Below are 13,496 nucleotides of genomic sequence, written 5' to 3'. Positions count from 1 at the left end.
AGGAGTGAAAACACATGGCAGAGAATACTGCAAAGGCCGAAATGGCCCAGGAAGTCAGACAGGCACTTGGAATACAGAACGCACCCGGACAGGCAGTCACGAAGGGAACGCAGAAGACCCCCATCATGACCTTCAACAAGGATCATGTGTACCTCGGTCTCAAGCTCGTCTCCTACTACGACGAGAAGACCGATGTTCAGCGCGAGGCCGTCCCCAGGATCACCGCATCCTTCAACGGACAGTTCGTCGAAATGCCCCTCGACGGCGAGTGGTGGAGCGCCTACGCCGCATTCGTGGCGAAGTTCGCAAAGGCCCTCGACGGCGTCAAGATCGACAACGAGACCATCATCGACGATGTCGACTTCGCCCAGAAAGCGATGGCCAAGTTCAGGACGGCAGCGTGAAGACCATCTCGGATCGCCCGTTCATCGTTGATGTATGGCATGTCTGGAGCAACGGAGACCTCCGGAAGCAGCGCTTCCGCTATTCCTCCCGTGAGGATGCGGAAAGGGCCGCCCGGAGCCAATTCGAGCTATCGGACACGACCAGGATCAGGCTGAGCAGGGAGAATCCGTACGGAGGCAAGGCAGAAGTGCTGAAGATCTGGGAGAAGTGAGGGCCTCGGAGAGGAAAGGATCATGGGAACCTGTACCGAAACGCTTTCCTGATCTGTTCGCTCTCTTTCCAATATTTGACTCCTTATGCCCGTGATCCCCTCAGATTCGGGGCTCCCGCACCCAAAATCGGCACCGAGAACATCCGCCCGGCGGGAATCAGCCGGGAACCTATCTTATAGGTGAACAAATGGCTTCAAACAACTTAGAGAACGGAATTCAGAAGCTCACGCCCAGCGAGGTGACGCGCATCTTCTCAGGAATGTCACCCCTGAAGGCGACGAGATACTACAACAAGATCATGACCAATCCGAACAGCCCCAACCAGAACATAGACGTCATCAGACAGTATCGTGAGCAGAACCCTCAGAAGTTCCTCACAGACGAGCAGATGAACGCCCAGTTCGGCAACGGGAACCGCGGAAAGAAAGGGTCATGGATGTACGGCAAGGGATACGGCCGCGGATACGGCGGACAGTACCGTGACAGGTCCGGAGGACGCGTCTACGACAGCGATGGATTCGCATACGATAACCAAGGGAACCGCTATGATAGCCGCGGTAACAACACTGGCGGATACCATGACGGCGGATCCGAATCCTTCCAGGGCTACGGCAACCCCAACGGTTTCTCCGATTACTACGGAGCTGCCAACCAGGCACCCCGCGGAGGTTTCTTCGGAAGGAACAACCGCAGACAGCAGCGTCCGATCTCGGAGGTGCGCAGCTACGACGACCTCTACAGCACAGTTTCAGGTCTGAAGAGCGATGTGGCGAGGACCAGGTACTTCCAGAAGGTCCTGAACAATCCTCAGACTCCCGAGGAGACCAAGGTCAACCTGGTCAGGCTCAGGAACAACGCCCCGCACATGTTCGCACCGGACGACGAAGCGATCGCGGCAGGCCCACAGGTGCAGCGCAGAGGATTCTGGGCAGCCCATTGGAAATCCCAGGAGGAGTTCGATTCGATGACTCCGAAGGAGAAGAAGTTCTTCGTCAAGGCCTTCCAGGGTCGCAACAGGAACGGCAACTCCAGCTACGCCCTCAAGGTCCTGACCAATCCCTCGGCATCCCCCGAAGATAAGCAGGCCGTCTGCAGTGTCGTGCAGAAGAACCCTGACCTCTACTTCAAAAGGAAGGGCGGAAGGCAGTACGGCAGGAATTATTGAGGCTTGAGGATGAACGGAATCATACGTGTTTCAGCGATAGCTATGGCCGTTCTCTTCATAGCGACAGCGTCGGCCATCATCCTCACGGATGGTTCCGATGCTTCTACCACCACATACAATCTCCAGTACGAGGTAGGCCAGGAGGTCGACGAGGATCTGACAGCTCTCATCGGAAAGACCACGGTATTCTATTCAGGCGATGTGCCTCCGGGACTGGAGGTCACCCTGGAGAAGACCGGATCGGCCTGGTACGGCAGCGTCTACACAGCGTATCTCAGTGGTACGGTCACCGCCTCGACGGGATCCTATGTGTTCAAGATGACCGATGACAGCGACTTCTATGAGTTCCATGTCTCGATCTACACCGGAGAATGCACCGTCACATACGACGCTGGGATCGGCCTGGTCAAAGGCAATCAGACCTGGACAGAGACCATAACCAAAGGATCCTACGCATCCCTGCCCCAGGCGACCCATTCCAGCGGAGCCTATGACTTCGTCGGGTGGGCTGTATCCGCCACCTCATCTGCTGCCTTGGAGTCCTACGCCCCGACAAAGGACGTCACCCTCCATGCGGTATGGAAGAGGAACACCGTGCAGATCTCCGATGCCATTGCCACCATCACAAGCGGCCAAACATCGGTGCTCCCGATGAGGACTGTCCCTTCCGATGCCGTGCTCTCGGTATCCTCCCTCGGAGGACTCGGGAGCGCCAGCGTGCGCGTGAGCGATGAGGGAATCGTTCTGGATATGGAAGGTGTGGAGCCGGGAACCTACTACGTGACCGTTTCCGCATCCTACACCGGATACATCACCGGAGAATCGGTGATCACCGTCAAGGTTCCGATCACCATAGTCAAACCGATCGAATACGTCCTTTCGGCAGGCGACGCTTTCTCCTACACCCCGGTGACCAACCCCACCAACGCGGAGATCACCCTGAGCTACGTGACCATCGACGGTAACGTCGTCACCGATCACGACCTCTCCGTGGAGGGAAGGACCATCAACGGCACTTTAACCAGGACAGGTACCTACTCCATCACCTACACCGCATCACTCGACGGGTACGTCAACGTGACCAACACGGTCTTCGTGAAGGTGAACGAGAGGCCGATCACGGCTCCGGCACCGATAATGGGCGCCATCACCGCAACACCCAGAGCGAACGAGCCCAGAGTGTATGACTTTGTACTCAGCGGCTATGCCAACGCATCGAACATCATCTGGTCCTACGAGGGAAGGGTCTTCGCGACATCCTCCTCCACGGCATTATTCGAGTTCCCTGCATCCGGCAGCTACACCGTCACATGCACCCTGGCAGGCTACGACGGATCCTTTGTTTCTGAGGATTTCACAGTTATATGCCTGGACAACTACCACCGCGAAGCGGCATGGGCAGGTGTCAGATACAGCTGCATCGTGGAATCCGATGCCGAAGTGTCCATCCAGAACGGGGCACCCTTCAGCGTGGTCACCCAGGAGCTCAACGGCAAGACCTACAGGATGATCGTCGGAACACCTTCCGATGCCTACATCGGGGAATCCTATGATGTCCACGTCGGTAGTGATTCCTGGTCCGTAACGATCTACAGAACGGAGACATCCGCACCTGTGGCGGACTTTGATCTCGTCCTCAGCGATGACGGATACACTGTTGTTGCAGTGTTCAAAGGACAGAACGCATCGTTCTACTCCTATGACTTCGACGGAGACGGCATAGCCGAGCAGGGCAACGCCTTCACTTACAGCAAGGAGGGAAGGTACACTGTAGTCTGCAAAGCGGTTAACAACGTATCCGAGGTATCGAGATCAGAGATGGTATCGATCAACCTCATCCCCCATGAGGATGTGGACATCTCTGAACTGACGGACTTCGAGATGCTCGTCGGTGAGAGACTGGATGTCATTCTTTCTGTGGATGAGGGGGTACCCATCACAGTCTCCGGTTCAGCAGCCGGATTCGTTACGGTATTGGATGGTGTATTGAGAGCTGAACCTACCGAGAAGGGGGTCTTCGACCTAACCGTCTCGGTACACAACGGCAACCAGGCAACTGTGTCCAAGACCATAAAGATTACCGTCAGAGGAACCGAGATCCAGGATCTGGAAGAGGAGAGACATGATTACATGGTCGTCATGGCCGTGTTCTTCGTCATCTCGGTATCGGCCATCGCGGTCTTCATCCTTAGAGACATAAGACCGCAGCAGTCCGGATACGGCCAGGGATCCTCGATTATCAAGAGATTCCAGAGAAGGAGGCAGTACAGATGACCGAAGTGGCCATCCCCGTCATCACAATCTGGGATATTCTGGCGAACGCCCTCGACGATCCGTGGTTCTGGGGGCTCTCCGCAGCGGGTGCCTTCGGTACCGCGCTGATAATCAGGTACAGGATAAGGAGGTGCCTCTGATGGTGCTCCCTGCGATAATCCCGGCGATAGCTTCGGCTTTGGCCTGGATCGGCATCGACCTGGGTATCTCCTACTTGACCAAGGACTCTGACAGCGTCACCTACGTCTCCGGTCTCGACTTCAGCCAGTTCTTCGAGGCCTACTGGCTCCCTCTCCTGATCTACGCACTCATGATGGTCTCAGCGATAGCTCTGGCCATCCCGAAATAGCATTCGAACGACGTTCCCGGTATCCGTTATTGAAAACCGGGCCCAAAACGAGTTGAAAACATGTTAGCAAACATCAAACTTGCAGCCGTGTTCGCAGTCCTCGTCATGGCACTGGCAGGGTCCTCCGTCCTCGTGACGGATTCCCAGCAGTCCGATGCCATCGGGGAGGACCTCAGCGCAACCTACGGCTCACCTACGAACATCAACATCGCTCCCGGCTACAGGTGGACCTACACACCTGACTTCCCGAGCGATCTGACCGAATACCTCACGGTCTCCCTCCAGGTCAACGACGGCAACGTTGGATCAGTCAGCGGAAAGACCGTGACCGTGAACATCCCCACCAACGCTTCTGCGGGTACGAAGTACAACGTCGTCATCAAGGCGATGATGACATCGCCTGTCTCCCAGACAGCCTATCAGTATGTCACATTCACCGTCGTAAGCGGTCTCAGCGTCAGCGGAACAATCAACGACATCATCAAGGGCAGCAACATCAACTTCACCCCTACCGGTACCTCCGGAATGGGTGATGTCACCTGGACAGTCACATCCGGCAAATCCCTGCCCGACGGCCTTACCCTCAGCAACGGGGTCGTTTCCGGAACCCCCACCGCACTCGGCGCCCAGACCGTCTACCTGACAGCCACAGCACCCGGAGGGGAGACCAAGAACCTGGAGGTCGGATTCACAGTCTACTCCAAGATCGTCGGAGGATCCGCTGAGACCATCAAGTCCTACAACACCACGGTCTCGTCCACAGCCATCACCAACGGATCCGATATCGGCGTCACCTGGTCCGTCACCAGCGGAACACTTCCCTCTGGGTTCACTCTGAACACCAGCACCGGAGTCGTTTCCGGTAAATCCGGCACCGTCCAGTCCACGACCGTCACCATCACCGGTACCGCGACGAACGGACCTTCCCAGTCGGCCACCAAGCAGATCACCATCCAGTCCGAGCCTGCCCTCACCCTGAGCTGCAGCTCCTCGATCCTGACCTACAAGAACAACGCGACGGAGAAGACAGCTTCCATCACGGCATCCGATTCATCGACCAAGACCTGGACGATCAGCGAGTTCAGCGGAGCAACCATCTCCGACGGTATCCTCAAGGTGAAGAATTCCACAGCGGTCGGAATGAACCAGACCATCACGGTCACCTGTGAGACTGCTTACGGCCAGTCCAAGACGATCGACATAACAGTCAGCGTCGAGGACATCCTCGCGATCTCCGGAGACGATGTCCTGAACATCCTGGCCGGGAACACCGGTGGTAACACCTCTGCGTTCACCGTAACAGGTGGATCCGGCAACACCCTTGCAGCCACCACATCGGTCACAGGACTTAACGTCTCCATCGAGAACGGACAGCTCCATGCCCAGAAGTCCTCGATCGGAACCGGGAACACCGCAACCGTTACAGTAACCTCTGCAGCGGGCCAGACCGCTTCCACCGAAGTCACCGTCAACGTCTACAGCCAGCTGGTATTCACATCCGCACCCACAGGCGGAGCGATCATCTACGCCGTGTGATAGATATGAACTGCGAAATGAGAATGCTCATGTTCGCGGCCTTGGCCATACTCATGGCCTCGGCCTGCGTCATGATCCATGATTCGGACGATTCCGATGCGTATGATCTCGTGGAGGATGACCTCACCATCAACGTGGGCCAGACCAAGACCTTCTACTGGGTCGACGATCTCCATGAGGACTGGTGGGATCTGATCCAGGCTGCAGGCGGCAACTATACCTGTGGTTTGGCCACGAGCACCACATGGGGTAGCTGGGTAAACTATTCGCAATACGATCTCGAGCCCTCTGTCCACGGTCTTGAGCTGACTGCCAAATCAACACTATCACCAGGCAAGTACTATATGCGCCTGGTCATCATGGACGAGGGAGGCGTGGACGAGCTCGAGGACCTCCTCTACGGTGTGACCGTCAAGGCGGCATCGACCACCAATTACACCGTGACCTTCTCGATCTCCTCGGGATCCTCTTACGGTTCTCTTAACAAGACCAGCATATTCGTCCCCTCTGGTACCACATACTCCAAGAGCGGCAACAGCCTGGTGTTCAAATCCGGGTCCACAACCCTGTACACAATAACCCCCACTCCAAAGACGGCTACGTCCTCGTATACGTATGAGTTCGGTTCATGGTCCTCCACATCCGGAACGATCACCGCCAACAAAACAATAACCTGTACGTTCACTAGGACAGCGGCAACCACATTGTACACCTGTTATCTGTACTACGACGCCAACGGCGGATCCGGCGCACCCAGCACCCAATCCTACACCGGTTCGAGCACCAGCAGCCACAGCTTCACAATCTCCTCAACGGCACCGACCAGGTCGGGCTACACCTTCCTCGGATGGTCAACGTCGTCATCGGCATCCACCGCTTCCTATTCCGGCGGAAGCTCGATCAGCGTCACCTACAACGGGTCGAAGACCCTCTACGCCGTATGGCAGAAGCAGGTAACATCCTACAGCATCACCGTCTACAAGGGCAACTGGGATTCGTTCAAGTGGGTCGGAGGTTCCGATACCTCCAAGTACACCTCTTCCAGCCACACCTACACGGTGGTCTCGGGAGAATCCTTCGACATCGACTGGTACGGTAAATCAAGCGAGAGCGGGAGCGGTACCGATTACACATACACCACCACCTACACCTCAAGCAACTACAACATGGCGACCTCACTGTACGGTACCAGTTTGGGTGATTCGGTCACGATCACCGGGTCCAAGAGCTACTATCCTGCGACCCAGATGACGTCGACGACCACCTACACCTACAGCTTCACCATATCGTACAACGCCAACGGCGGATCCGGTGCCCCGAGCAGCACCACGGCCACGAGCACATCGACGTCCAAGTCGATCACGCTGTCCTCCACGACACCGACCAGATCGGGATACACCTTCCTCGGATGGAGCACCAGCAGCTCCGCTTCCAGCGCATCCTACTCCGCAGGAAGCTCGTACACCTTCAGCTACGGTACCACCGCGCTGTACGCCGTATGGCAGACCAACACCATCACCGTCACCGGAACCCCTGATTCCTACGGCATCGTGGGAACAACATGGGCCTTCAAGCCCACCGTCAGCGTCAGCGGATGCTCCGTCACTATCAGCGGAGCCTCCTGGCTGACTGCCAACGGGACCAACGTATCCGGAACACCTTCGACCGCGGGTGACTACACCATCACCCTCACATTCTCGAAGTCGGGCTACACCTCGGCGACCAAGACCTTCACGGTCACCGTCCTGTCGGCACTGACATTCGATTCCAACCCCACAGGAGGGGCGATCATCTATGCAGTTTGATAACAGAATCATAGCGATAATGGCGATAGCTCTCATGGCAATCGCCGTACCCGGTCTCGCCGCATCGGCGGACGCTGACCAGGAGTACACGAGGGATTACGGAGAATTCTATTCGTACACCCTCCAGTTCGTATTCGACGGATCCGAGGCCCAGACCATCGACTGGGATTTCGGAGACGGTACCGAGCATTCCACCGAGTGGAATCCCAGACACACCTACGCAAGCACAGGAACATACTACGTCACGCAGACGACAACCAACACCCAGGGCACCACAACGGAAGTCTACAAGGTTCAGATCATGGGATTCCCCGTGGTCTCCTTCGATACCAACGGCGGATCATCGATCTCACCGATCCAGATGGAGGCCTACAATCAGACCCTGGCCAAGCCCGCGGACCCCACAAGATCGGGATACACCTTCGCAGGATGGTTCTACGACGCAGCATTCGTGAATGCAGTCGATTGGACCGCAGGCATCACAAAGTCCATGACGCTCTATGCGAAATGGACCCAGAACGAGACTCCGACGGTCACATACTCCGTGGTCTTCGACTCCAACGGAGGATCCACAGTTACGACCCAGACCGTGAACTCCGGATCCACAGTTACGACCCAGCCGGCAGACCCCACCAGATCTGGATACACCTTCAACGGATGGTACCTCGGCAGCGCCAAGTACGTGTTCAGCACACCGGTCACAGGCAACATCACTCTTGTAGCCCACTGGACCGAGAATGCGGCACCCATCGTCTACCGTACGGTATCCTTCGATGAGAACGGCGGTTCTGTCGCAGTCAGCTCTCAGAGCGTGGCCTCCGGGACCGAATTCACCGTCCCCGCCTACAGCGGGACCAGGACAGGCTACGAGTTCAGCGGATGGTCCTACAACAGCACCACATACCAGCCCGGACAGTCCATCTCGGTAACCCAGGACATCGTCCTGAAGGCTGTCTGGAGGAGCACAGCACCGGTCGTCTCCAGCATCACCGTGACATTCGATGTCAACGGAGGCTCGAAGACCGTTGCCGCTCAGACCATCCAGTCCAGCAGCACCTTCACCTTCCCATCCTATGACGGAACGAAGGACGGCTGCAGATTCGCAGGCTGGGCCCTGGGCCTCCTGACCTACCAGCCCGGACAGTCGGTGCAGCTCACCGGCAACGTCACGGTCAAGGCCATCTGGGATGCGGAGAGCGATGACAGCAAGGATATTATCGTACAGATCGAGGACTTCGTCAAGGAGCACATCATCCTGACGATCGTCATCGTTGCGATCATCATCCTGGCGACCGTCCTAGCGATGACCAGGAGGAGGTACTGACCATGAGCGCCTGGAGCAGTCTTGTGAAGGGTCTTACCAAGATCTTCGGTAAAGGCGGCTCCGCGGCCTCCTCCAAAGTTGCGGGGGAGGCCGTCCAGGCCGCCGGTGCCACCATACTCACATGGGGCAACGCCTTCAAGGTCGCGATAGCGGGAGGGTTCACCTGGCTGTTCCTCAACGGTGGTGCTTCCAACGTGGTCGCATCCACCTTGGGAATAAGCCAGAACGCAGCTCAGATCCTGATAATCTTCGGATTCGTGGTGCTCATGATCATCATAACAAGGGTGATAATCAACTACGTCCGCGGAAGATTGGGTCTGAAGCAGGAGTACTTCGATACGCCCATCGTGCAGAACACCAGGAACCATTACTGGGACGGCTACGAGGGAAGATGGAGGAGGAAGCAGCTATGAATCTCAGATTCTGGGTGCCTCTTCTGGCCGGAGTGCTCAATGCGGCGTTCATCCTCGATCTCATCATCACCTTGGCCACCGGGGAATCCCTCGGTAGTCTGCTCAGCGACTCCACAGGCAACTCCGTAGCCAACGCGGTGATAGACAACATCCCCACGGACCCCACGGTCTTCTGGATGATGTCCGGGTTCATCCTGTTCATGGTCTGCGCCCTCGAGTGTATCGTCATCTACCTGGCTTTCTACTCGGAGGTCTCCGAATGCGGAAGCTGCAGGGAGGGCCGCAGATGAACGCTTTCCGCATGATCGCAGGCATCGCCCTGTTCCTGGCATCCTCATGGATATCCCCCTACCTGGCGGACGTTCTGGGGATACCGGGCGAGATAGGCTTTCTCTGCATCGGAGGCATCCTGTCATTCCTTGGAGGGATGCTGTTCTATTCGGGGGTGAGGATGTGCAGATACTCGTACCAGTACTGATGCTGATCGTCGGCTTCGTCTTCTTCAGGAAGGCCTTCCTGCATGGGAGGATGAAGCTGGATACCGAGGTGAAGGATGTCTTCTGAGGATATCTCCAACGGACCTATGGAAACAGACCTCTCGGATAATCCTGTGATGCAACAGCAGGCCGAGGACCGTCAGAGGGAGATGGAGAGGTTCAACCGCCGTCGGAGGAACAGGATGATCCTATCCATCATTGGAATCGTTCTGTTGTCCGTGATTGCTGTCGCAGCCTGCTACTACGTCTTCGAACCCGATGCGATGCTCGCACTCCTAGAGGAGTACTGGCCTGTCCTGATGGCCCCCTTCGCAGGATGGCTGCTGGGTTCCTGGACTGTGAGGTCGCTCTATCATCCATCCGGGAAGATCGTGGTATCGGTGGATACGGAATCGCACATGTTCCGTGCGGTGTTCATCCCTGATGCGATGTTCAGATACTTCGATCAATCAGGGAACAACGTGCTGTATCACAGTATCCTCGGGATGCCTGTGTATCTCGCGGAGAACATCGATACCGAATCCGGCATCATCGAATACAGCTGGATCCATGAACTGGGTTCCATAGAGGTCATGACCAGGGAGCAGACGTACAACAACTGGAGGTCCACGCTAGAGGAGGTCCTGAGGGAGAACCTCGAGCTCATGGACCATCCCCATGTGATCGGTCTCGGTTACGCGAGGAAGTGCCTGAAGGATCAGCTGGATCTGATAGCAGGGACCCTGGGGCTCAACGGAAGGGACTTCGCGCATGACGATTCGGTCACATATCCGGAACCGGGGGAGGGATCGGATGAGCAGGGCCATCGATTACATCAGGGACATGGAGCACGGCCTGATCATAGCCGTCGGTTCGGGTAAGCAGGGGAAATCATGCAGCGTGCATTCGCTGATAGCCTATTGCTGGCCGGACCGTCCAGTCTACTTGCTGGACCCGTTGGATTACGACATCAGCATGTTCCCGGGATACCGCAAGGTCTCCCGGACCAAGGATATCCCTGTTGGTGCGGTCACCGTGATCGAGGATGTCAACAGGATCTTCCAATCCAGGGGATCCGCCAAGAACACAGGCATCCAGGGGTGGCTGTCCGTTATCTCCCACAAATCCAACGTCGTGTGCATCACGACGCAGAACATGGCCGATACCGATATCGCGTTCGTGAGGAGTCAGGACAGTATCATCCTGAACAAGAGGATGCATCAGGAGGACCTCCAGTTCGAGAGGCCCGAGTTCAGGTTAGGGCAGGCTATGGCCAACCGCTGGATCGACATCTCTGTTTCCGAACATCCCGATGTCGATCCGAGGGCCTGGTGCTTCTTCCCCAGGTTCAACGAGTGCATCGCCATTCCGAAAGTGGAATGGTGGACGTACAGGAACAGCCACATGCTCAGGGACGTGGTGCTATGACCGTACGTGTAACATCCGATGCGGAGACGGACAGGCTGCTATCCCTGAGGGTCTCCTCCCAGATACCTCTCCCGCCGGAGATCTCCCTGGCGGATCCGTCGTTGTCGGCGGAATACTTCGGGATGTCGACATTCTACGAGGCCTACGGTCTCGGATCCCATCCGGTGGCGATGCTTCTGAAGAATCGTCTCGTGAACACCATGATGTCCAACGCCCTGGCAAGATCGCAGCATCTCGACAGGGTGGCGCACTACGGCGCCTGGCTGGGGAACGGGACCGTAGCGATCGAAGACCTGACCCATCCCGTGAAGGATGACGGCAGGGGGCGGGCCGATAAGCCCCGCAGGGGATGGTTCCCCCACGGCGGCAACGCCGACGTATCCCACCAGGGAACCCCGCCACCATCCCCATAATGTCGCCCGACGGACGCGTGAGCGGACGGCGCGCACACGAGCAAGCCTTAGCGAAGCGAGTGTGCGGGCGACAAACAGGCCGTGCGGACGCCGGTCAGGGCGACAGCCCCCGAGCGTCCGCCGGCCGCCTTCCAATCGGCCACACAGTGGCCGCTTACCGCCCCGCAGAGGGCATTCACATTCAATCACATGAAGGCCCGGGAGAGCCTTCTCACCCGATCTCCCATCGATATACCATGTCTATAGAGGATTACGACTTCAGATTGGAGGAGGTGAGGCTCCGTGCCCTCAACAGGGATCTCGCACTCGCTGAGAAGCAGGGTCTTGCCGAGCAGGCGGCACTCCGTGCCCATCCGGTCGTTTCCCATATCCTCAACGAACCAATAGAGAGTACAGAGTATCCTGCCATAGAGTACCTTATACTTGCACAACAGACAGGAAGGTCCGTTTTGGACATCTATAGCGATGTTCAAGCAGGAAAGACATGCTTCATCGACACCGAAGGCAACCATTGCTTCTACCGTCCGGTGTATCACGAGTATTTGCATTGGACGATGCCCGGTCATGATACCGACAGGCCTCTCAGGAAAGGATGCGGGATGATCCATTCCAGGTCCGGCGGTCTCGTCTACACCAGCTGTCCCGACCACCCGGAGCATTTCTGCCAGGCGAAGCGTCTGCATTGTTGGTCCCCCAGATGCCCTCAGTGCTTCAACGACAAGGCCCTCAAGCAGGGCGTCAAAGCGGAGGAGATGCTGCTGGCTTACAAGGAGCTCCATGAGGGCGAAGGCGAATACGTAGGGGATATCGGCCATTGGGTCGTATCGCCTCCGCAGGAGGTGATGAAATCTCTGATGCAAACGCGTGACGAATACATGCAGGTCCTGGGTTGGGTCTACGGATGCCTCCAGATGTGCGGCGCGACCGCAGGCATCACTGTCTTCCATCCTTGGAGGGAGCAGAATGAAAGGTGGCTCCACTCACCGCATTTCCACAATCTCTGCTACGGATACATCGATACCGACAGGTTCCTCAGGATGAATCCGGGATGGATCATCAAGAAGGTCCATCCTGACGAGAAGATCAGGTCCATAAGGCATAACGCCGCCTATCTCTACACGCACCAGGGCCTCGCTTATTCGGAAGTGGATCCGGACGATGTTGATTGGGATCTTGACTTCCTCAATTACATGATACCGGGCCTCAAATCCGAAGGTGCCGATTATGAGGATGAGGATTACGAGCATCTCCTCAACGATAAGGGACGCATGGCGGGGGACCTCTCCGATTTCGATTGGGAGGATTGGACCATGTCCCGTCTCAAGAAGGAGGTCAGGATTGTCTACTGGGGCGGCGTATCCAGGAACAAGATCAGGACTCTGGACATTGATAGGCAGCACAAGATAAGGTGCTGTCCGGAATGCGGAGAGATACTCAGGGTCTTCGACGGCATCCATGACAGCATAGGTAATTACGTAAGGTACATCCAGGACAACAGGATCCTGGTCCTGTCACATCAGTATGCTCTAATCCGCAATCTGTACCTCAGATACAAGGACTTCATGCGCGAGAACGACATAACCCCGTCCGATTTCGCGGAAATGATACCATTCGCAATCTCAACGCTCCAGTTCGCTAGGAACGATAAGGATATCACGGTCAGCGGACCCTTTGCCGAGCCCGATTCCTTCTTCCT

The 13,496-nt window shown here is 56.7% G+C and carries 15 protein-coding genes; all 15 read left to right on the top strand.

From position 1 onward, the window contains the following. The first annotated feature begins 14 nt into the window (after nt 1-14). On the top strand, nt 15-404 hold the full coding sequence (locus E7Z62_03605; protein ID MBE6522197.1) for a hypothetical protein: 390 nt from the start codon (nt 15-17) through the stop codon (nt 402-404). Continuing rightward, the gene (locus E7Z62_03600) at nt 401-616 is read left to right on the top strand and encodes a hypothetical protein (GenBank protein ID MBE6522196.1); all 216 of its coding nucleotides are present in this window, start codon (nt 401-403) and stop codon (nt 614-616) included. Before E7Z62_03605 ends, E7Z62_03600 begins: the two co-directional genes overlap by 4 nt. Before the next feature lie 188 nt (nt 617-804). Continuing rightward, complete coding sequence (locus tag E7Z62_03595) at nt 805-1,782, top strand: hypothetical protein (protein MBE6522195.1); 978 nt, start codon at nt 805-807, stop codon at nt 1,780-1,782. 9 nt (nt 1,783-1,791) lie between these two features. Next, on the top strand, nt 1,792-4,056 hold the full coding sequence (locus E7Z62_03590; protein MBE6522194.1) for a hypothetical protein: 2,265 nt from the start codon (nt 1,792-1,794) through the stop codon (nt 4,054-4,056). Nucleotides 4,057-4,195: 139 nt separating this feature from the next. Continuing rightward, a complete protein-coding gene (locus E7Z62_03585; protein ID MBE6522193.1) occupies nt 4,196-4,405 on the top strand; it encodes a hypothetical protein in 210 nt (69 codons plus the stop codon). Nucleotides 4,406-4,465: 60 nt separating this feature from the next. Then, on the top strand, nt 4,466-5,941 hold the full coding sequence (locus tag E7Z62_03580; GenBank protein MBE6522192.1) for a hypothetical protein: 1,476 nt from the start codon (nt 4,466-4,468) through the stop codon (nt 5,939-5,941). 5 nt (nt 5,942-5,946) lie between these two features. Continuing rightward, nucleotides 5,947-7,746 carry a hypothetical protein gene (locus E7Z62_03575; protein MBE6522191.1) on the top strand — a complete coding sequence of 600 codons (1,800 nt, stop codon included), beginning with the start codon at nt 5,947-5,949 and terminating at the stop codon, nt 7,744-7,746. Beyond that, complete coding sequence (locus E7Z62_03570) at nt 7,736-9,070, top strand: PKD domain-containing protein (protein MBE6522190.1); 1,335 nt, start codon at nt 7,736-7,738, stop codon at nt 9,068-9,070. Before E7Z62_03575 ends, E7Z62_03570 begins: the two co-directional genes overlap by 11 nt. A gap of 2 nt (nt 9,071-9,072) precedes the next feature. Then, complete coding sequence (locus E7Z62_03565) at nt 9,073-9,483, top strand: hypothetical protein (protein MBE6522189.1); 411 nt, start codon at nt 9,073-9,075, stop codon at nt 9,481-9,483. After that, a complete protein-coding gene (locus E7Z62_03560) occupies nt 9,462-9,773 on the top strand; it encodes a hypothetical protein (protein ID MBE6522188.1) in 312 nt (103 codons plus the stop codon). Before E7Z62_03565 ends, E7Z62_03560 begins: the two co-directional genes overlap by 22 nt. Further along, nucleotides 9,743-9,961, top strand: coding sequence for a hypothetical protein (locus tag E7Z62_03555; GenBank protein ID MBE6522187.1), 219 nt, complete (start codon nt 9,743-9,745; stop codon nt 9,959-9,961). The genes E7Z62_03560 and E7Z62_03555 overlap by 31 nt, the downstream gene beginning before the upstream one ends. Before the next feature lie 75 nt (nt 9,962-10,036). Beyond that, on the top strand, nt 10,037-10,840 hold the full coding sequence (locus E7Z62_03550; protein ID MBE6522186.1) for a hypothetical protein: 804 nt from the start codon (nt 10,037-10,039) through the stop codon (nt 10,838-10,840). After that, nucleotides 10,773-11,387 (top strand): hypothetical protein, encoded by a 615-nt coding sequence (locus E7Z62_03545; protein ID MBE6522185.1) that lies wholly within the window; start codon nt 10,773-10,775, stop codon nt 11,385-11,387. Before E7Z62_03550 ends, E7Z62_03545 begins: the two co-directional genes overlap by 68 nt. Then, nucleotides 11,384-11,800 carry a hypothetical protein gene (locus E7Z62_03540; GenBank protein MBE6522184.1) on the top strand — a complete coding sequence of 139 codons (417 nt, stop codon included), beginning with the start codon at nt 11,384-11,386 and terminating at the stop codon, nt 11,798-11,800. Before E7Z62_03545 ends, E7Z62_03540 begins: the two co-directional genes overlap by 4 nt. A gap of 236 nt (nt 11,801-12,036) precedes the next feature. Next, nucleotides 12,037-13,496, top strand: a 1,460-nt coding sequence (locus E7Z62_03535; protein ID MBE6522183.1) for a hypothetical protein, incomplete at its 3' end; no start/stop codon positions are given.

The sequence above is a fragment of the Thermoplasmata archaeon genome (genome assembly GCA_015063285.1).
Classification (GTDB): domain Archaea; phylum Thermoplasmatota; class Thermoplasmata; order Methanomassiliicoccales; family Methanomethylophilaceae; genus Methanoprimaticola.
This window is presented reverse-complemented; position numbering and strand designations above follow the sequence as displayed.